Consider the following 19140-nt stretch of genomic DNA (forward strand, 5'->3'; position numbering starts at 1 on the left):
AAGTCTCTCGTCACATTCCTCGTCGGGGAGGGGTGTCCACACGCGTGTCGCGATCCTGGCGGCCGGCGGCCACCTGGCGCAGATACGGGTTGGTGGCACGCTCCTGGCCGATGGTCGTCTGGGGGCCGTGGCCGGACAGCACCACGGTCGAGTCGTCGAGCGGCAGGCACACACGGGCCAGCGAGTCGAGCATCTCGGCCATGTCACCGCCGGGCAGGTCGGTGCGTCCGACGGAGCCGGCGAACAGCAGGTCGCCCGAGAAGAAGACCGGCGGAATGTCCGCCGCCTCGGGCATCCGGAAGGTCACCGACCCCTTGGTATGGCCCGGCGCGTGCGCGACGGAGAACTCCAGACCGGCGAGGTCCAGCCGCACGCCGTCGGTCAGCTCGCGGACGTCGTCCGGCTCCCCCACGGTCAGCTCGCCCATCAGCGGCATCCCGATGGACCGGCCGAGCGCCTTCTCGGGGTCGCTCATCATGTACCGGTCCTGGGGGTGGATCCAGGCCGGTACGTCGTGCGCGCCGCACACCGGGACGACCGAGGCCACGTGGTCGAGGTGACCGTGGGTGAGGACGACGGCGACGGGCTTGAGCCGATGCTTCTTCAGCGTTTCCTCGACGCCTGGGGCCGCCTGGTGGCCCGGGTCGATGATCACGCACTCCTCACCGGCGGCGGGGGCGACGAGATAACAGTTCGTCCCCCAGGCCCCGGCGGGGAACCCGGCAATGAGCACGATCGTCCTTCGTTGTGTCGATTCGGGTGGGCTTCGAAGCGGTTACGCCTGTGGTCAGAGCCTACCGGCGCTGCCGATTCCTCAGCTAACCCATATACGGTACGGGGCACACGCAGGCGGTCGGCTCACAAGACGCACGCGTCCCAGTCGACGTACGAGACGCATGAGGAGAAGATCCGGTGGTCACCCAGGAACAGCGGAAGCGTCAGCTCGCCCGGGAGAAGTTCTTGCGGCAGCAGCAGCGGCGCACGTCCGCGCGGCGCAAGGCGCGCATGCGCAACTCGGTGATCGCGTCGGTGCTCGGCGTGATCCTGGTGGGCAGTCTCGCGCTGTACACGACCGGCACCCTCAAGGACGACGACGACAAGGCCAACGCGGGCTCCGAGACGAGCCCGAGCGCGGCGGCGAGCAGCAAGGCGCCGGACCCGTGCGAGAAGCCCGCGGCCGGCAAGGCCAAGACGGCGACCTGGAAGAAGGAGCCGGCGATGACCATCGACAAGTCGGCCACGTACACGATGCGGCTCGCCACGACCTGCGGCGAGATAGACGTCGCGCTGAAGACGTCGGCGGCGCCGCACACCGTGAACTCCTTCGACTTCCTCGCGGGCAAGGGCTTCTTCGACCACACCAAGTGCCACCGGCTCACCACCGAGGGCATCTACGTGCTGCAGTGCGGCGACCCGACGGGCAGCGGCAGCGGGGGCCCCGGCTATACGATCCCGGACGAGAACCTGAAGGACAAAAGCCTCAAGAGCAACATCTACCCGGCGGGCACGGTCGCGATGGCGAACACCGGCCAGCCGAACAGCGGCGGCAGCCAGTTCTTCCTCGTCTACCAGGACAGTCAGCTTCCGCCCAGCTACACACCGTTCGGCACGGTGTCCGATTCCGGCATGAAGGTCCTCAAGAAGATCGCCGCCGCGGGCGCCCAGGCGGCCGACCCCACGACGGGCAATACGGCACCCCATGCGACCGTCGTGATCAACAAGGCAACTGTCACCAAATCCTGACCGCCAGCTGCGTAATTTCGGTCGCGCGGGATGCGGACAGGCAACCCGCCGGTCGCCTATGTTGGCCGTGACGAAACTGTGGACGATGCCCGGGGGCGCAGGCGCCCTGCGCAGGCATCATGTGGAGGAGGCGCTGTGAGCAGCGACCCGTGGGGACGCGTCGACGAGACGGGGACCGTGTACGTGCGTACGGCCGACGGCGAGCAGGTCGTCGGTTCCTGGCAGGCCGGCTCCCCCGACGAGGCGCTGGCCTACTTCGAGCGCAAGTACGAAGGCCTGGTTGTCGAGATCGGCCTCCTCGAGAAGCGAGTGAAGACCACCGACCTGTCCGCGAAGGACGCCCACGCCGCCATCGACCACATCCGCGAGCAGGTCGACGCGCACCACGCGGTCGGCGACCTGGACGCCCTGCGGACCCGGCTGGACACGCTCGTGGAGACGGTCGAGAAGCGCCGCGAGGAGCGCAAGGCCCAGCGGGCCAAGCAGTCGGACGAGGCGCGGCACGCCAAGGAGGCGCTGGTCGTCGAGGCGGAGGAGCTCGCACAGTCCGACCAGTGGCGGGCGGCCGGTGAGCGGCTGCGGGCCCTGGTGGACACCTGGAAGGGGCTGCCCCGCCTGGACCGCAAGTCGGACGACGAGCTGTGGCACCGCTTCTCGCACGCCCGCTCGGCGTTCTCCAAGCGCCGCAAGGCCCACTTCGCGTCGCTGGACGCGCAGCGCGAGGACGCCCGCCGGACCAAGGAGCGGCTGGTCGCCGAGGCCGAGTCGCTGTCCGGCTCGACCGACTGGGGTCCGACGGCCGCGCGCTACCGCGACCTGATGACGGAGTGGAAGGCCGCGGGCCGCGCCCAGCGCGAGCACGAGGACGACCTGTGGAACCGCTTCCGCGGCGCCCAGGACGTCTTCTTCGCCGCCCGCAGCTCGGTCTTCGCCGAGCGGGACGCCGAGCAGTCGGAGAACCTGAAGCTCAAGGAGGAACTGGCCGAGGAGGCCGAGAAGCTCCTGCCGATCGCGGACCTGAAGGCCGCCCGCGCCGCGTTCCGCTCGCTCAACGAGCGCTGGGAGGCCATCGGCCACGTGCCCCGCGACGCCCGGCCGAAGGTCGAGGGCCGGATGCACGCCGTCGAGCGGGCCCTCCAGGAGGCCGAGGAGACCGAGTGGCGCCGGACCAACCCGGAGGCCCGCGCGCGGGCCGAGGGTCTGACCGGCCAGCTCCAGGCGGCCGTGGACAAGCTGAAGGGCCAGATCGAGCAGGCGCGCGCCCAGGGCAACAACGCCAGGGCCGACAAGCTGGAGCGCGAACTGGAGGGCCGCCAGGCGCTCCTGGACCAGGCGCTCAAGGGTCTGCAGGAATTCGGCGGCTAGCCGGGCATCCCGGATCACGCAGAGGGGCTCCCGTACGCGCGGTACGGGAGCCCCTTCGTCGTATGCGCGGCTACGACCGGCTGCGCGCCGACGTCACCCGGTACACGTCGTACACGCCCTCGACGCCCCTGACCGCCTTCAGGACGTGCCCGAGGTGCTTGGGGTCGCCCATCTCGAAGGTGAAGCGGGAGGTCGCCACGCGGTCACGGGAGGTCTGGACGGCCGCGGAGAGGATGTTGACGTGCTGGTCGGACAGGACCCGGGTGACGTCCGACAGGAGCCGGGAGCGGTCCAGCGCCTCCACCTGGATGGCGACCAGGAAGACCGAGGACTGGGTGGGCGCCCACTCGACCTCCAGGATGCGCTCGGGCTCGCGGGACAGCGAGTCCACGTTCACGCAGTCGTTGCGGTGCACCGATACGCCACTGCCGCGGGTGACGAAGCCCATGATCGGGTCACCGGGCACGGGCGTACAGCAGCGGGCCAGCTTGACCCACACGTCGTCGACGCCCTTGACGACCACGCCGGGATCGGTGCTGGTGCGGCGCTTGCGGCTGCGGCCGCGGGCCGGGGGGACCGACTCGTCGATCTCCTCGGTGGCCGCCTCCTCGCCGCCGAGCGCCTGGACGAGCTTCTGCACGATGTTCTGCGCGGAGACATGGCCCTCGCCGATCGCCGCGTACAGGGCGGAGATGTCCGAGTAGCGCATCTCGTGCGCGAGCGTGACGAGGGAGTCACCGGTCAGGATGCGCTGGATCGGCAGGTTCTGCTTGCGCATCGCGCGGACGATGGCGTCCTTGCCCTGCTCGATCGCCTCGTCGCGGCGCTCCTTGGAGAACCACGCCCGGATCTTGTTGCGGGCGCGCGGCGACTTGACGAAGCCCAGCCAGTCCCGGGACGGTCCGGCGCCGGCCGCCTTGGAGGTGAAGACCTCCACCAGGTCACCGTTGTCGAGGGTCGACTCCAGCGGTACGAGACGGCCGTTGACGCGGGCGCCTATGGTGCGGTGGCCCACCTCGGTGTGCACGGCGTAGGAGAAGTCGACGGGGGTGGCGCCGGCCGGCAGCGCTATCACGTCGCCCTTCGGGGTGAAGACGAAGACCTCGTTGCGCGAGAGGTCGAAGCGCAGGGACTCCAGGAACTCGCCGGGGTCCTCCGTCTCCTTCTGCCAGTCCAGGAGCTGGCGCAGCCACGCCATGTCGTTGAGGTGGTCGTCCTTGCCGGTGGTCCTCGGCTGGTCCGAACGCACCTTGGAGGTGCCGGCGACGGCCTCCTGCTTGTACTTCCAGTGCGCGGCGATGCCGTACTCGGCGCGGCGGTGCATGTCGAACGTGCGGATCTGGAGTTCGACCGGCTTGCCGTTGGGGCCGATGACCGTCGTGTGCAGCGACTGGTACATGTTGAACTTGGGCATCGCGATGTAGTCCTTGAACCGGCCGGGGACCGGGTTCCATCGCGCGTGCACGGTGCCGAGGGCCGCGTAGCAGTCGCGGACGGTGTCCACGAGGACGCGGATGCCCACCAGGTCGTAGATCTCCGCGAAGTCCCGGCCGCGGACGATCATCTTCTGGTAGACGCTGTAGTAGTGCTTCGGGCGGCCGGTGACGGTCGCCTTGATGCGGGCCGCGCGCAGGTCGGACTGGACCTCGTCGGTCACTATGGCGAGGTACTCGTCGCGCTTGGGGGCCCGCTCGGCGACGAGGCGGACGATCTCGTCGTACATCTTGGGGTAGAGGATCGCGAAGGCGAGGTCCTCCAGCTCCCACTTGATGGTGTTCATGCCCAGCCGGTGGGCGAGCGGCGCGTAGATCTCCAGGGTCTCGCGCGCCTTCTTCTCCTGCTTCTCGCGCTTGAGGTAGCGCATGGTGCGCATGTTGTGCAGGCGGTCGGCGAGCTTGATGACCAGGACGCGGGGGTCCTTGGCCATCGCGACGACCATCTTGCGCACGGTCTCGGCCTGCGCGGCCTCGCCGAACTTGACCTTGTCCAGCTTGGTGACGCCGTCGACGAGCAGGGCGACCTGGTCGCCGAAGTCGCGGCGGAGCTGGTCGAGGCCGTACTCGGTGTCCTCGACGGTGTCGTGCAGGAGGCCGGCCATCAGCGTGGCCGGATCCATGCCCAGCTCGGCGAGGATCGTGGTCACCGCGAGCGGGTGCGTGATGTACGGGTCGCCGCTCTTGCGCTTCTGGCCGCGGTGCCAGCGCTCGGCGACCTGGTAGGCCTGCTCGATCTGCCGCAGCGTCGCCGTCTCGATCTTCGTGTCGTTGCTGCGCACGATCCGCAGCAGCGGCTCCAGGACCGGGTTGTACGGGTTGGAGCGCTGGACACCGAGGCGGGCGAGGCGGGCGCGGACACGGTTGGAGGAGCCGGAGCGGGCGGGGGCAGAGGCGGGCTGGCCGGCGGACGAGCGGGCCGCGGGCGGGTTCGCGGGGCGCTCGGCCGGGAGGGGCTTGGGGCGCTGCTGCTCAGCCGGCTTGTCGACAGCCGCGGACTGGGCGTGCTGGACCGGCCCGCGAGAGTCGTTCTTCGCCTGCGGCGTGCTCGGCGCGGGCTTCGCCGCGGGCGCCGAGGCGGGCTCGGGCTTAGCGGCGGTGAGTGGCTGGGCCTCGTCTGGCAAGAGGACTCCTCGTGCGCGATCCGGGTCCCCCGGTCAGGCTCCGGAAACCCCATGGTAGCGATCCTGCGCCCCAGGATCGCCTTCGGCCACTGTGAGGGCCGTCTACTTGTGCAACGCGAGGGGCGGACGCCGGATTCCTCCGGGTCCGCCCCTGCGGTGTGCTGCGGTGTGCTGCGGTGGCTGTGTGGCGCCCACCTGCGCTCAGACCGTGAGCAGCGCCTCCAGCGGGGCGCCGGCCATGGCCGGTTCCAGGCGCCCCCGGCCGCCCAGGAAACCCAGCTCCATCAGGACGGCGAGGCCCGCGACCTCGGCGCCCGCGCGACGGACGAGCTGGATCGACGCCTCGGCGGTGCCGCCGGTGGCGAGGACGTCGTCGACGATCAGTACCCGGTCGTCGGCGCTCAGGTCCTCGGCGTGCACCTCGATCTCGGCTGAGCCGTACTCCAGGTCGTACGCCTGGCTGAGCGTCGCTCCGGGGAGCTTGCCCGCCTTGCGTACGGGGATGAAGCCGAGGCCCGCGCGGACCGCGACCGGGGCGCCGAGGATGAAGCCGCGGGCCTCCAGGCCGACGATCTTCGTGGCGCCGGTGTTCGCGGCGATCTGAGCGAGGGCGTCGGTGAGCGCGGTGAACGCCGCCGGGTCCGCCAGGAGCGGGGTGATGTCCTTGAACACCACGCCCGGCTCCGGGTAGTCGGCCACGTCACGGATCCGGCTGAGCAGCAGCTCCTCGACGCCGGTCACCGGCGCTTGCCCGAGGGCCGGCCGCGGCCGCGGTTGCGGGACGGGGGCTGGTTGCGGGGGCCGACGACCGCGGGGGCCGCGTCCTCGGGCTCGTCGTCGTACGGCTCCTCGTCGGCGACCGGGGCGTCCAGGGACTCGCCCTTCGCGGCGGCCTGGGCCCGCTTGGCCTTGACGCGCTTCTTCAGGGCCTTCATCTGCGGCTCGAGTTCCTTGAGGTCGGCGACGAGCGGCGTGGCGATGAAGATCGAGGAGTACGCACCGGCCGCGAGACCGACGAACAGCGACAGCGAGATGTCGTTCAGCATGCCGGCGCCGAGGACACCGCCGCCGATGAACAGCAGGCCCGCCACCGGCAGCAGCGCCACCACGGTGGTGTTGATGGAGCGGACCAGGGTGCTGTTGATCGACCGGTTGGCGATGTCGCTGTAGGTCCAGCGGGTCTGTTTGGTGATGTCCCTGGTCTGTTCCTTGAGGCTGTCGAAGACGACGACCGTGTCGTAGAGCGAGTAACCGAGGATCGTCAGCAGACCGATCACCGTGCCGGGCGTGACCTCGAAGCCGACGAGGGCGTAGATGCCGACCGTGATGGTGATGTCGTGGATCAGCGCGACGAACGCGGCGATCGCCATGCGCCATTCGAAGGCGATCGCCAGGTAGATCACGACGAGGACCAGGAAGATGCCGAGACCCTGCCAGGCCTTGTTGGCGATCTGGTCACCCCAGCTGGGGCCGATCAGGTCGGCGTTGATGTTCTCCGCGTCGACCTTCAGGTCCTTGGCGAGGTCTTCCTTGATCTGGTTGGACGTGCCGGTGTCGATGCCGGCGATCTGGATGCGCAGGCTGCCGTTGCCGAGCTTCTGCACGATCGCGTCGTGACCGGACGCCTCTTCCGCGTACCTCTCGGCCTGGGAGACCGAGACGGCCGTGTCCTTCGGGGTGGTGAAGACGGCGCCGCCCTGGAAGTCGATGCCCATGTTCAGGCCGCGCACCGCCAGGCCGACGATGGCCGTGATGGTGATCAGGATGGAGATGCCGTACCAGATCTTGCGGTTCTTGACGAAGTCGTAGCCGACCTCGCCACGGTGCAGTCGGGCGCCGAGGTTGCCGAGCTTCGACATCTCTCACGCCTCCTTCGGGTCGACAGGGCCAGCGGCGGAATGGGCGGGACGGGGGGTGCGACGCAGCGGCGGCTTGGCACCCAGGCTCTTCGGGTCCAGGCCCGACCACTTGTGACCGCTCGCGAAGAACTTGCGGCGGGCCATCAGCGTCAGCAGCGGCTTGGTGAAGAGGAAGACCACCACCACGTCGAGCACGGTGGTCAGGCCGAGCGTGAACGCGAAGCCCTGGACCTTGCCGACGGTGACGACGAAGAGCACCGCCGCGGCGAGGAACGACACGAAGTCGGAGACCAGGATGGTGCGCCGGGCACGCGGCCAGGCCCGCTCGACGGCGGGACGCAGCGAGCGGCCCTCGCGGATCTCGTCCCGGACCCGTTCGAAGTACACGATGAACGAGTCCGCCGTGATGCCGATCGCGACGATGGCGCCGCAGACGGCCGGCAGGTTGAGCGCGAAGTTGATGGCCGGGCCGAGCAACGCCATGATCACGTAGGTGAGGGCCGCGGAGACCAGCAGCGAGGCGACGGCGATGAACGACAGGCCGCGGTAGTAGACCAGCAGGTACAGGACGACCAGCGCGAGGCCGATCGCGCCGGCGACCAGGCCGGCGTGCAGCTGGTCACCGCCCAGGGCGGCGGTCACCGTGGTGACGCTCTCCTCCCTGAAGGACAGCGGCAGGGCGCCGTACGACAGCATGTTGGCGAGGCTCTGCGCCTCCTCCTGGGTGAAACTGCCGGAGATCTCCGCGCTGCCGCCGGTCAGCGCCTGGCTGACGCGCGGGTCGGAGACGACCTCGCCGTCGAGGACGATCGCGAACTGGTTCTGCGGGGGCTGGCTCTGCGCCAGCTTGCCGGTGATGTCGGCGAACTTCTTGCCGCCCTTGTCCGTGAAGTCCATGTTGACGGTCCAGCCGGCGGCGGTCGTCGTGTTGAAGACGGCCTGCGCCTTGTCGACGTCCGTGCCGTCGACCGCGGCCGGGCCGAGAATGTACTTCTGCCACTGGCCGCTCGAGTTGCCGCAGGCCACCGTGGTGTCGGTGGGCTTGGCGCTCTTGCCGGCGTCGGCGCGGGCCGTCGGCTTGGTGCAGTCCAGCGCGGTGTACTCGGCCTGGAGCTTGCCGGTCGCGTCATCGGCGCCGCCGCTCGCGGAGGCGGACGGGGAGGGGCTCGCCGAGCCGGAGCCGCTCGCGGACGGCGTGGCGTCGGCCGTCAGCGCGCCGGTGACCGCGCGGCCCTGCGAGGTGGGGGTCGCCGACGGGGTGGTGGAGCTGGAGGGGGACGACGACGAGGTCGCCTTGTCCGTGCCCGAGGGGCTGCCGGACGCGCTCGGCGACGGGCTGGCCGTGGCGGCGGCGCCGGAGACCTCGGTGGCGAGCACCGGCCGGAAGTAGAGCTTCGCGGTGGTGCCGACCTGCTCCTGAGCCTCCTTGGAGTTCGTGCCCTTGGGGATGTTGACGATGATGTTGTCTTCGCCCTGGGTCTGAACTTCGGCCTCCGAGACACCAAGACCGTTGACACGGCGGTTCATGATCTCGACCGCGGTGTCCATGTTGGTCTTGTTGATCGCGGATTCCTGGCCGGGCTCGCTGACCGCTTTCAGCGTGATGCTCGTACCACCGGCGAGGTCGATGCCGAGCCGCGGGGTGGTGTGCCCGGACAGGAACATCCCGCCGGTGAGCGCCACGATGGCGATCAGGATGAAGGCCAGCGAGCGCCCTGGCTTGCTCTGGGCGCTCGCGTTCCGGCCCCTCTTAGGTGCTGCCACCTTCTCGTACTCCCTCTCGGGCCGCCTCGCGCCAGGTCGGCGGGCGGACGGCCATGACATGGTGTCGGGATCCCGTGCGAGCCGCGCAGGGTCCGGGGCGTGCGGAGCAGGCCCGCGCGCCCTGGAGTGCGGTTACTTCGCCTCGGAGTCGCCGTCGGTCTTCTTCGGCTCCTCGTCCGTCTTCGCCTTGGCGGCCTCGGTGGTGGCCGGGACGTCGGCGGGCTCCTCGACCGGGTCCTTCTTGCCGAGGTCGACGGGCTTGTCGTCGGCGGCGGCAGCGTCAGCGACGGGCTCGTCGGTCTCGGTGAGGGAGGAGGCGTCGTCCGGGACGACGTCGGAGTCGGACTTCAGGTCGTGCTCGACGCCGTGGACGATGCGGTTGTACTCGTCGTCCGACAGGACGGCGCCGATCGCGTTCTTCGCGAAGACGAGTTCGACGCCCGGACCGGCGTCGACGAGGACCGTGTCCTCGTTGACCTCCTTCACCGTCGCGTACATGCCCCCGATGGTGCGGATGCCGCTGCCGGGCTGCATTTCGTTCCGCATCTGCGCGGCCTGCTGTTGCTTCTTCTTGGCCGAGCGGGTCATCAGGAACATGGCCCCGATGAGCACGATGAACGGGAGGAGGGTCACGAGACTCACGGGTCGGTACTTCCTTCACGCGACCGCGATGGTGAGCGGCCTGATGGTTGGGGGTTTGTGCACCGCCGACAAGGGCGGCATCGGCGGAGTCTAAGCGAGTCCGCGCGCAGGGAACAACGCTCAGCATGGCACCGGGGTTCCTGCTCCGGCCAATGCGCGCGCCGTCACGATGCCGTCACGTCCCGAACAGGTCCGGTTGTCCGGTTCCGGTGGCCGCGGAGCGGGGCGGGGTGAGGCCGAGATGCGCCCATGCGGCGGGCGTCGCCACCCGGCCGCGCGGGGTGCGAGCGAGCAGTCCCTCGCGGACGAGGAAGGGCTCGGCGACCTCCTCCACGGTCTCGCGCTCCTCCCCCACCGCGACCGCGAGCGTGGACAGGCCGACCGGGCCGCCGCCGAAGAGCTTCAGCAGGGCCTCCAGGACACCGCGGTCGAGGCGGTCGAGGCCGCGGGCGTCGACTTCGTAGACCTTCAGGGCGGCCGCCGCGATGTCTCGGGTGATGACCCCGTCGGCCTTGACCTGGGCGTAGTCGCGGACGCGGCGCAGCAGGCGGTTGGCGATACGGGGCGTGCCGCGGGAGCGGCCGGCGATCTCGGTGGCTCCGTCGGCCTCGATCTCCACGTCGAGCAGATGGGCCGAGCGGTGGATGACGCGCTCCAGTTCGGCCGGCTCGTAGAACTCCATGTGCGCGGTGAAGCCGAAGCGGTCGCGCAGCGGGGGCGGCAGCAGGCCCGCGCGCGTGGTGGCGCCGACCAGGGTGAAGGGCGGCAGTTCGAGGGGGATGGCGGTGGCGCCGGGGCCCTTGCCGACGATCACGTCGACGCGGTAGTCCTCCATCGCCATGTAGAGCATCTCCTCGGCGGGCCGGGACATGCGGTGGATCTCGTCGAGGAAGAGGACCTCGCCCTCCTGGAGGGAGGACAGGATCGCGGCGAGGTCGCCGGCGTGCTGGATGGCGGGCCCGCTGGTGATGCGGATCGGTGCGTTCATCTCGGCCGCGATGATCATCGACAGGGTGGTCTTGCCGAGGCCGGGGGCACCGGAGAGCAGGACGTGGTCGGCGGTGGCGCCGCGGGCGCGGGCGGCGCGCAGGACGAGGTCGAGCTGCTCGCGGACCTTCTCCTGGCCGATGAACTCGTCCAGGTCCTTGGGGCGCAGGGCGGCCTCGACGGCCTGGTCCTCACCGCCGGCGACAGAGTCCACCAGCCGGTCAGCGGCGGGGCCGTCGGTCGTGTCGTCCCAGTTCATGGAGTGTGCCTCGGGATCTCGTGGTTCAGCGGGCTCGGTTCAGGGTCTGCAGGGCCGCCTTCAGCAGCTGACCCACCTGGGGCGTGCCCTCGGCGGCCTCTGCCTGGGGTGTCACGGCGGACACGGCCTCGTCGGCCTCCCGGGTCGCGTACCCGAGGCCGATCAGGGCGGCGTGCAGCTGATCGCGCCAGCCGGTGCTGATCGCCCTGCCCACCGCGGGAGCGCCGAGCGGCTCGCCGAGCCGGTCCTTCAGCTCCAGCAGCAGCTTCTGCGCGCCCTTCTTCCCGATGCCCGGCACGGCGGTCAGCGCCTTCTCGTCGCCGGTGGCGACGGCACGGCGCAGCGTGTCCGGACTGTGCACCGCCAGCATGGCCTGGGCCAGGCGGGGGCCGACCCCGCTGGCGGTCTGGAGCAGCTGGAAGGTCTGCCGCTCGTCGTCGTCCGCGAAGCCGTACAGGGTGAGGGAGTCCTCCCGCACGACGAGGGAGGTGGCGAGCCGCGCGGGCTGGCCCGTGCGCAGGGTGGACAGCGTGTTCGGCGTGCACTGCACGGCCATGCCGACGCCGCCGACCTCGATCACCGCGGCGTCGGGGGCCAGGGCGGCGACTTTGCCGCTGACGAAGGCGATCATGCCGTACGGCCTTTCGATGCGTGCAGGGCGACGGCCTGCTGGAGTCGGTTCTGGGCAGGGGCGCGCCAGATGTGGCAGATGGCGAGCGCGAGCGCGTCGGCGGCGTCGGCGGGCTTCGGCGGCGCGTCGAGCCGCAGCAGCCGCGTGACCATGGCGCCGACCTGCGCCTTGTCGGCGCGTCCGCTGCCGGTGACGGCGGCCTTGACCTCGCTGGGCGTGTGCAGGGCGACGGGGATGCCGCGCCGGGCGGCGCACAGCATGGCGACGGCGCTGGCCTGGGCGGTGCCCATCACGGTCCGTACGTTGTGCTGGCTGAACACCCGCTCCACCGCGACGCATTCGGGCCGGTGCTGGTCCAGCCACTGCTCGATGCCCTGCTCGATCGCGACGAGGCGCTGCCCCAGCTCGGCGTCCGCCGGCGTCCGTACGACACCGACGCCGAGCATGGTGAGCGGCCGGCCCGCGATCCCCTCGACCACGCCGACACCGCACCGCGTGAGTCCGGGGTCGACGCCCAGTACCCGCACTCCAGCCCCCTTCTTCGATCGCCAGTTTGTGCAGGCTATCGGGTGCCACCGACAACGGCCGCACGCGACGCCGGGCAGAGCGACGGGCCGACGGGGTGTGTCCCGTCGGCCCGTTGGTCCCGTGCGGCGCGTGGCGGTCCTACGCGTCGACCTTCTCCATGATCTCGTCGCTGACGTCGAAGTTGGCGAAGACGTTCTGCACGTCGTCGCTGTCCTCGAGCGCGTCGATCAGCTTGAAGATCTTCTTGGCGCCCTCCTCGTCCAGCTCGACCTGCATGGTCGGGACGAAGTTGGCGTCGGCGGAGTCGTAGTCGATGCCGGCGTCCTGGAGGGCGGTGCGCACCGCGACCAGGTCGGTGGCCTCGGAGAGGATCTCGAAGGACTCCCCCAGGTCGTTGACCTCCTCCGCGCCCGCGTCCAGCACGGCGCCCAGGACGTCGTCCTCGCCGAGGTCGCCCTTGGGGACGATGACGACGCCCTTGCGGTGGAAGAGGTACGACACCGAGCCCGGGTCGGCCATGGAGCCGCCGTTGCGGGTCATGGCGACGCGGACGTCGGAGGCGGCGCGGTTGCGGTTGTCGGTGAGGCACTCGATGAGCACCGCGACGCCGTTCGGGCCGTAGCCCTCGTACATGATGGTCTCGTAGTCGGCGCCGCCCGCTTCCAGACCGCCGCCGCGCTTGATCGCCGAGTCGATGTTCTTGTTCGGGACCGACGACTTCTTCGCCTTCTGCACGGCGTCGTACAGCGTCGGGTTGCCGTCCAGGTCGACGCCGCCCATGCGCGCCGCGACCTCGATGTTCTTGATCAGCTTCGCGAAGAGCTTGCCGCGCTTGGCGTCGATCACGGCCTTCTTGTGCTTCGTCGTGGCCCATTTAGAGTGGCCGGACATCTGCCTGTCTCCTTCGCGTAACCCATCTCCGTACGAACGGCAGAGATCCTACAAGGACTCCGCTGTCCGGTTCCCGCGTACCAGGTCGACGAACAGGGAGTGCACGCGGTGGTCGCCGGTCAGTTCCGGGTGGAACGACGTGGCGAGCGCGTTGCCCTGGCGGACCGCGACGATGTGGCCGTCGTGCTCGGCGAGCACCTCGGCCTCGGCACCCACGGACTCGACCCAGGGGGCGCGGATGAACACGCCCTCCACAGGATCCCCCGGGATGCCCTTCACGTCGACCGTCGCTTCGAAGGACTCGTTCTGGCGTCCGAAGGCGTTGCGGCGCACGATCATGTCGATGCCGCCGACCGTCTCCTGGCCCGAGCGCGGGTCGAGGATCTTGTCGGCGAGCATGATCATGCCGGCGCAGCTGCCGTAGACCGGCATTCCGGCCCGCACCCGCGCGCGCAGGGGCTCCATCACGCCGAACAGGACGGCCAGCTTGGAGATGGTGGTGGACTCGCCGCCCGGGATGACCAGGCCGTCCACCTCGGCGAGCTCTTCGGGGCGCCGCACCGGCCTGGCCACGGCGTCGGCCGCGGCCAGGGCGATGAGGTGCTCCCGTACGTCGCCCTGGAGGGCCAGGACGCCGATGACAGGTGCGTCAGTCATGTGTGTGCGGTCCTCAGGGAGTGACTTACCAGCCGCGGTTGGCGTAGCGCTCGGACTCGGGGAGGGTGTCGCAGTTGATGCCGACCATGGCCTCGCCGAGGTTGCGGGACGCGTCCGCGATGATCTTCGGGTCGTCGTAGAAGGTGGTCGCCTTCACGATGGCGGCGGCGCGCTTGGCCGGGTCGCCGGACTTGAAGATGCCGGAGCCGACGAAGACGCCCTCGGCGCCGAGCTGGCGCATCAGCGCGGCGTCGGCCGGGGTGGCGACGCCACCGGCGGAGAACAGCACGACCGGGAGCTTGCCGAGCTCGGCGACCTCGCGCACGATCTCGTACGGGGCACGCAGTTCCTTGGCAGCGGCGTACAGCTCGTTGTTGTCGTAGCCGCGCAGCCGGGCGATCTCGTTCTTGATCTGGCGCAGGTGGCGGACGGCCTCGACGACGTTGCCGGTGCCGGCCTCGCCCTTGGAGCGGATCATCGCGGCGCCCTCGGCTATGCGGCGCAGGGCCTCGCCCAGGTTGGTGGCGCCACAGACGAAGGGGGTCGTGAACGCCCACTTGTCGGAGTGGTTGACCTCGTCGGCCGGGGTGAGGACCTCGGACTCGTCGATGTAGTCGACGCCGAGCGACTGCAGGACCTGGGCCTCGACGAAGTGGCCGATACGGGACTTGGCCATGACCGGGATCGAGACGGCCTCGATGATGCCCTCGATCATGTCCGGGTCGGACATCCGGGCCACGCCGCCGTCCTTGCGGATGTCGGCGGGAACGCGCTCCAGGGCCATGACGGCGACGGCGCCCGCGTCCTCGGCGATCTTCGCCTGCTCGGCGTTGACGACGTCCATGATCACGCCGCCCTTGAGCTGCTCGGCCATGCCGCGCTTCACGCGGGCGGTGCCGGTCTCGGGAGTCTGGTTGTCGGAAAGCGTGGTGGACACGGGTGACCTCACTGAAGGGAAAGAGGGTTGCTGCAGCACCGAGGAAACGGGAACGGACCAGTCCACAGCAAGGGCCAATGGGGAGCCGGTGGCTCGTTTTCCGGCTGAGGCGCCTGGTCCGGTCCCGGCAGAGATGCCTGTCAGGCCCGGTCCACCAGGGCCGTCGGCGGCTCGTCGTCCATCTCGAACGCCAGCGGGAACGGCGCGTGTCCGGCCAGCCGGAACCAGCGCACCTTGCGGTGCCGGCGCAGTGCCCGGGCCGCGCGCACGGTGTCGTTGTGGAAGCGCCGGGCCATCGGCACCCGGCGTACCGCCTCGGTCAGCTCGCGGGCCGCCGACTCTCCGCCGGGTGCCTCGCGCACGGCCCATACCTGCTGGGGCTCGGCGAACACGGCCCGCAGCGCCTGGCTCAGCTCGCTCTCGGCGACCTCCCGCTGTTCCTCCTCGGCCTGGCGGGCGGCGTGGGCCGCCTCGTACAGGACGATCGACGCCGCCGGGTCGAGCACTCCGGAGGTGGCCAGTTCCTGGGCCACCGAGGCGCGGCGCAGCAACTGGGCGTCGAGTGCGGCGCGCGCCGCGTCGATCCGCGCGTGCAGCCGGTCGAGGCGGCCCGCGGTCCAGCTCAGGTAGAGACCGATCGCGAACAGGGCTACCGCGATCCAGATGAGTGTCGAAGTCACGGGCCGCAGGCTACCCGTGCCCCATGACACCTCCCGACCGGCCCGAAACCCGGGGATGCGCGGGGATGCGCGGGCTTGCGCGGGAATGTGCGGGGTTCTGGACGAGGGGTGACCGCGCGGCGGGCGACGCGGAGGTGCCGTGCCCGGACACGGCCCGGCGGCCCGTGTTCGCCACGACGGCCGACCGGGAGGGGGACCGCCGCTGCCGCCCTACGGCCGAGGGCCCGCCGGGCAACGCGGCGGAACGACGCGAAGCCCCGGCCGGCGTCCGACGTCCGGCGTCCGACGGCCGTCGGCCGACGGCGGCGGCCGACGGCGACGGCCGACGGCCGACGGCTAGTGTCCGGCGCCCGGCTCCGGCTCCGGCGTCCGACCGCCAGTGTCCGGCGCCCGACCCGAGTCATTCCCGGACCAGTCCGGTGTCAGCCGTGTCAGTCCCGTGTCAGTCCCGCGCCAGCCCCAGCCTGGACCGCAGCCACGGCGTCCGGTCGTCGTCCGCGGCGACCGCCGCCGCCCCGGCCGCCACGGTCTCGTACACGGACAGGATGTCCGCGCCGACCGTCGACCAGTCGAACCGCCGCACGTGGGCGCTCCCCCGCGCGCGCAGCTCGGCCCGCCGCTCCGGGTCCCCCAGCAGGCGTACCGCGGCCCGGGCGAGGGCGTCGGCGTCCTCGTTGGCGAACAGCTCGCCCGCCGCGCCCTGGTCCAGTACCTGGGCGAAGGCGTCCAGGTCCGAGGCCAGCACGGGGGCGCCCGCCGACATCGCCTCGACCAGGATGATCCCGAAGCTCTCGCCGCCGGTGTTGGGGGCGACGTACAGGTCGACGCTGCGCAGGAAACGCGCCTTGTCCTCGTCGCTGACCATGCCGAGGAACTCCACCCGCGGGCGGAGTTCGGCGGGCAGCGACTCCACCGCCTCCTTCTCGTCACCGCGCCCGGCGACCAGCAGCCGGGTCCGCGGACGCTCGGCGAGGATCTTCGGCAGGGCCTTCATCAGCACCGGCAGGCCCTTGCGGGACTCGTCGATACGGCCCACGAAGCCGATGGTGTCGCCCTGCCACTCGGGCTTCGGCTCGGCCCTGGCGAAGAAGTCCACGTCGACGCCGTTCGGGATCACCACCGCGTCCCCGCCGAGATGCTCGACGAGCGTCCGGCGGGCATACTCGCTCACGGCGATCCGGGCGCTGATCTTCTCCAGGGCGGCCTGCAGGATCGAGTACGCGGCGATCATGGCCCGGGAGCGCGGGTTGGAGGTGTGGAAGGTGGCCACGATCGGGCCCTGCGCCGCCCAGCAGGCGAGCAGGCCGAGGGACGGCGAGGCCGGTTCGTGGATGTGGATGACGTCGAACGCGCCGTCGTGCAGCCAGCGCCGTACCCGGGCCGCCGACAGGAAGCCGAAGTTCAGCCGGGCCACCGAGCCGTTGTACGGCACCGGCACCGCGCGGCCGGCCGAGACGACGTACGGCGGCAGCGGGGTGTCGTCGTCGGCGGGGGCGAGGACCGACACCTCGTGGCCGAGGCGGAGGAAGTACTCGGCGAGGTCGCGGATGTGGAACTGGACGCCGCCCGGCACGTCCCAGGAGTACGGGCAGACGATGCCGATCCTCACGGGGTTCCCTTCCCGGGATCCGAGGGACGGGCCGAGGCGCCGGCCGAGGGGTCCTTCGCGGGGTCGAGATCAGCGAGCCACAAACGCTGCAGCATGTGCCAGTCCTCCGGGTGTTCGGCGATCCCTGTGGCGAAGGCGTCGGCCAGCGCCTGTGCCATGACGGACGTCTTCTCGGCCCGCGTACCGGTCCCGGGCACCTCGACCGGGGGATGCACCTGGCCCCGCATGACCGGCGAGTCGTCGTACCAGAGCGTCGCCGGCAGCAGCAGCGCCCCGGTCTGCTGGGCGAGCAGCGCCGGGCCGGCCGGGATCCGGATGGTCTCGCCGAAGAACGTGACCTCGACGCCGGAGCTCGACAGGTCCCGTTCGGCGACCAGGCAGACCAGGCCGCCCTCGCGCAGCCGCCGGGCCAGGGTGCCGAAGGCGGAGCCCCCGCTGTGCGGCAGGACCTCCATGCCGAGGCCCTCGCGGTAGGCGACGAAACGGTCGTACAGCGTCTCCGGCCTGAGGCGTTCGGCGACCGTCGTGAACGGGATCTTCAGCGCGGTGGTGAGCCAGGCGCCGGCGAGGTCCCAGTTGGCCATGTGCGGCAGCGCGAGGACGACGCCCCGGCCGGCCGCGAGACCGTCGGTGAGGCGGTGGAGGTCCTTGACCTCCACCCCGTCCCTGATGCGCTCGGGGCTCCAGGCGGGAAGCCGGAAGGACTCCATCCAGTAGCGCAGGTACGACCGCATGCCCGCGCGGGACAGTGCGGCGAGGCGCTCGGGGCTCGCGTCGGGCACCACGCGCGCGTAGTTGCGCTCCAGCCGCCGCACGCCCGCGCCGCGCTGCTTCCAGGCGAGGTCGGCGATGCTCCGGCCGAGGCGTACGGCGACCGGCTCGGGCAGCTTCTTGACCACGCTCCAGCCGAGGCCGTAGAGCCCGTCGGTGACCCGGTCCTGGGCGCTCACTTCGCCGCCTCGCTCCCCTGGGCCTCCTGGGCCTCCTGCTGCCCCTGCTGCTCTTGCTGCCCCTGCTGCTCCTGGGCGGTCGCGGCCTCCGCCTCGGCGGACTCCCGGCGGACCGTGACGACCCGCTGGATCAGTGTGACCAGGCTGCCGACGGCCACGATCCACAGGGCGATCGGCAGCAGGTACTGGATACCGGGCACGCCGAACGTGTGCAGCCCCGAGAGTCCGGCCAGCACCAGGGCGATCACCAGGCGCTCGGCCCGCTCGACCAGTCCGTTCACGGCGACCGGCAGACCGATCGACTCGCCACGCGCCTTGGTGTACGACACCACCTGGCCGCTCGCCAGACAGAAGATCGAGACCGCGCACAGGACGTTGTCGTCGCCGTTCCCGGCGTACCAGAGGGCGAAGCCGCCGAAGATCGCGCCGTCGGCGACCCGGTCGAGCGTGGAGTCCAGGAAGGCGCCCCAGCGGCTGGAACGGCCGAGCTGGCGTGCCATGTTGCCGTCGATGAGGTCGGAGAACACGAAGAGCGTGATCACGACCGTGCCCCAGAAGAACTCACCCCTGGGGTAGAAGACCAGCGCCCCCGCGACCACACCGGCGGTGCCGATGAGCGTGACCGCGTCGGGACTGACGCCCCGGCGGATGAGAAACGCGGCGAACGGCGTGAGGACACGCGTGAAGAATGCACGCGCGTACTTGTTCAGCATGGCCTTCCCGAGGGTCGGTGTGGCCGAGCGGCCCCTGCTGGCCACCGGCTGGCCCATCGTAGCCACGCGCGCGGGTGGGCGACGGGCGGGCACCACCGGCCCGGGTCACGGGCGGGCGGCATCCGGGTCACGGCACGGTCGCGCCGCTCGGGCCGAGGGCCCGCGGCGGATCGCACCACCGGCGCCGAGGGCTCTGTGGTGCTGTCGCGTCCGTCGGCGTCGAGGGCTTGGTGGGGCTGTCGCGTCCGTCGTATGGACGCACCGTGACGGGAGTGGAAAGCTCGAAGAACACCGCGGGCGTCGCCGGA

At 70.9% G+C, this 19140-nt stretch carries 18 protein-coding genes; 2 read left to right on the forward strand and 16 right to left on the reverse strand.

What is annotated here, in order from left to right:
- Window positions 1-10: 10 nt before the first annotated feature.
- Complete coding sequence (locus ACWD0J_RS25580) at window positions 11-733, reverse strand: MBL fold metallo-hydrolase (RefSeq protein WP_451498166.1); 723 nt, start codon at window positions 731-733, stop codon at window positions 11-13.
- 179 nt (window positions 734-912) lie between these two features.
- Here ACWD0J_RS25580 and ACWD0J_RS25585 point away from each other — a divergent pair, with 179 nt between their 5' ends.
- Both ACWD0J_RS25585 and ACWD0J_RS25590 read left to right on the forward strand, forming a co-directional pair.
- Window positions 913-1743 (forward strand): peptidylprolyl isomerase, encoded by an 831-nt coding sequence (locus tag ACWD0J_RS25585; protein WP_451498167.1) that lies wholly within the window; start codon window positions 913-915, stop codon window positions 1741-1743.
- A 135-nt stretch (window positions 1744-1878) separates the two neighbouring features.
- Window positions 1879-3108: a DUF349 domain-containing protein gene (locus tag ACWD0J_RS25590; protein ID WP_451498168.1), complete on the forward strand. Its 1230-nt coding sequence runs from the start codon at window positions 1879-1881 to the stop codon at window positions 3106-3108.
- Between the two features lie 70 nt (window positions 3109-3178).
- On the opposite strand, the gene ACWD0J_RS25595 is transcribed toward ACWD0J_RS25590, so the two are convergent.
- The 15 genes from ACWD0J_RS25595 to pgsA form a co-directional block, all read right to left on the reverse strand.
- A complete protein-coding gene (locus ACWD0J_RS25595) occupies window positions 3179-5725 on the reverse strand; it encodes a RelA/SpoT family protein (protein ID WP_451498169.1) in 2547 nt (848 codons plus the stop codon).
- Between the two features lie 201 nt (window positions 5726-5926).
- Window positions 5927-6466, reverse strand: coding sequence for an adenine phosphoribosyltransferase (locus ACWD0J_RS25600; protein WP_451498170.1), 540 nt, complete (start codon window positions 6464-6466; stop codon window positions 5927-5929).
- A complete protein-coding gene (secF, locus tag ACWD0J_RS25605) occupies window positions 6463-7584 on the reverse strand; it encodes a protein translocase subunit SecF (RefSeq protein WP_451498171.1) in 1122 nt (373 codons plus the stop codon). The genes ACWD0J_RS25600 and secF overlap by 4 nt, the downstream gene beginning before the upstream one ends.
- Window positions 7585-7587: 3 nt before the next feature.
- The gene (gene secD, locus ACWD0J_RS25610) at window positions 7588-9348 is read right to left on the reverse strand and encodes a protein translocase subunit SecD (protein WP_451498172.1); all 1761 of its coding nucleotides are present in this window, start codon (window positions 9346-9348) and stop codon (window positions 7588-7590) included.
- Between the two features lie 132 nt (window positions 9349-9480).
- Window positions 9481-9990, reverse strand: coding sequence for a preprotein translocase subunit YajC (gene yajC / locus ACWD0J_RS25615; RefSeq protein ID WP_451498173.1), 510 nt, complete (start codon window positions 9988-9990; stop codon window positions 9481-9483).
- A 175-nt stretch (window positions 9991-10165) separates the two neighbouring features.
- Complete coding sequence (ruvB, locus tag ACWD0J_RS25620; protein ID WP_451498174.1) at window positions 10166-11236, reverse strand: Holliday junction branch migration DNA helicase RuvB; 1071 nt, start codon at window positions 11234-11236, stop codon at window positions 10166-10168.
- 25 nt (window positions 11237-11261) lie between these two features.
- Complete coding sequence (ruvA, locus tag ACWD0J_RS25625; protein ID WP_451498175.1) at window positions 11262-11867, reverse strand: Holliday junction branch migration protein RuvA; 606 nt, start codon at window positions 11865-11867, stop codon at window positions 11262-11264.
- On the reverse strand, window positions 11864-12394 hold the full coding sequence (gene ruvC, locus ACWD0J_RS25630) for a crossover junction endodeoxyribonuclease RuvC (RefSeq protein WP_451498176.1): 531 nt from the start codon (window positions 12392-12394) through the stop codon (window positions 11864-11866). Before ruvC ends, ruvA begins: the two co-directional genes overlap by 4 nt.
- A 139-nt stretch (window positions 12395-12533) precedes the next feature.
- The gene (locus tag ACWD0J_RS25635; RefSeq protein WP_451498177.1) at window positions 12534-13286 is read right to left on the reverse strand and encodes a YebC/PmpR family DNA-binding transcriptional regulator; all 753 of its coding nucleotides are present in this window, start codon (window positions 13284-13286) and stop codon (window positions 12534-12536) included.
- Window positions 13287-13334: 48 nt separating this feature from the next.
- Window positions 13335-13943 carry a pyridoxal 5'-phosphate synthase glutaminase subunit PdxT gene (gene pdxT / locus ACWD0J_RS25640; protein WP_451498178.1) on the reverse strand — a complete coding sequence of 203 codons (609 nt, stop codon included), beginning with the start codon at window positions 13941-13943 and terminating at the stop codon, window positions 13335-13337.
- Between the two features lie 25 nt (window positions 13944-13968).
- Window positions 13969-14880: a pyridoxal 5'-phosphate synthase lyase subunit PdxS gene (gene pdxS, locus ACWD0J_RS25645; protein WP_451498179.1), complete on the reverse strand. Its 912-nt coding sequence runs from the start codon at window positions 14878-14880 to the stop codon at window positions 13969-13971.
- 140 nt (window positions 14881-15020) lie between these two features.
- Window positions 15021-15569, reverse strand: a complete 549-nt coding sequence (locus tag ACWD0J_RS25650) for a hypothetical protein (RefSeq protein ID WP_451498197.1) — start codon at window positions 15567-15569, stop codon at window positions 15021-15023.
- Window positions 15570-16002: 433 nt separating this feature from the next.
- Window positions 16003-17169 (reverse strand): glycosyltransferase family 4 protein, encoded by a 1167-nt coding sequence (locus tag ACWD0J_RS25655; RefSeq protein WP_451498180.1) that lies wholly within the window; start codon window positions 17167-17169, stop codon window positions 16003-16005.
- Window positions 17166-18119 (reverse strand): phosphatidylinositol mannoside acyltransferase, encoded by a 954-nt coding sequence (locus ACWD0J_RS25660; protein WP_451498181.1) that lies wholly within the window; start codon window positions 18117-18119, stop codon window positions 17166-17168. The genes ACWD0J_RS25655 and ACWD0J_RS25660 overlap by 4 nt, the downstream gene beginning before the upstream one ends.
- The gene (gene pgsA / locus ACWD0J_RS25665; protein ID WP_451498198.1) at window positions 18116-18889 is read right to left on the reverse strand and encodes a phosphatidylinositol phosphate synthase; all 774 of its coding nucleotides are present in this window, start codon (window positions 18887-18889) and stop codon (window positions 18116-18118) included. The genes ACWD0J_RS25660 and pgsA overlap by 4 nt, the downstream gene beginning before the upstream one ends.
- Between the last annotated feature and the right edge of the window lie 251 nt (window positions 18890-19140).

The sequence above is a fragment of the Streptomyces sp. NPDC003011 genome (assembly GCF_053591515.1).

Coding starts and splice junctions, on each gene's coding strand:
- ruvA (WP_451498175.1), bottom strand. CDS start 11,867: ATGATCGCCTTCGTCAGCGGCAAAGTCGCCGCCCTGGCCCCCGACGCC.
- ruvB (WP_451498174.1), bottom strand. CDS start 11,236: ATGAACTGGGACGACACGACCGACGGCCCCGCCGCTGACCGGCTGGTG.
- pgsA (WP_451498198.1), bottom strand. CDS start 18,889: ATGGGCCAGCCGGTGGCCAGCAGGGGCCGCTCGGCCACACCGACCCTC.
- secF (WP_451498171.1), bottom strand. CDS start 7,584: ATGTCGAAGCTCGGCAACCTCGGCGCCCGACTGCACCGTGGCGAGGTC.
- ACWD0J_RS25635 (WP_451498177.1), bottom strand. CDS start 13,286: ATGTCCGGCCACTCTAAATGGGCCACGACGAAGCACAAGAAGGCCGTG.
- pdxT (WP_451498178.1), bottom strand. CDS start 13,943: ATGACTGACGCACCTGTCATCGGCGTCCTGGCCCTCCAGGGCGACGTA.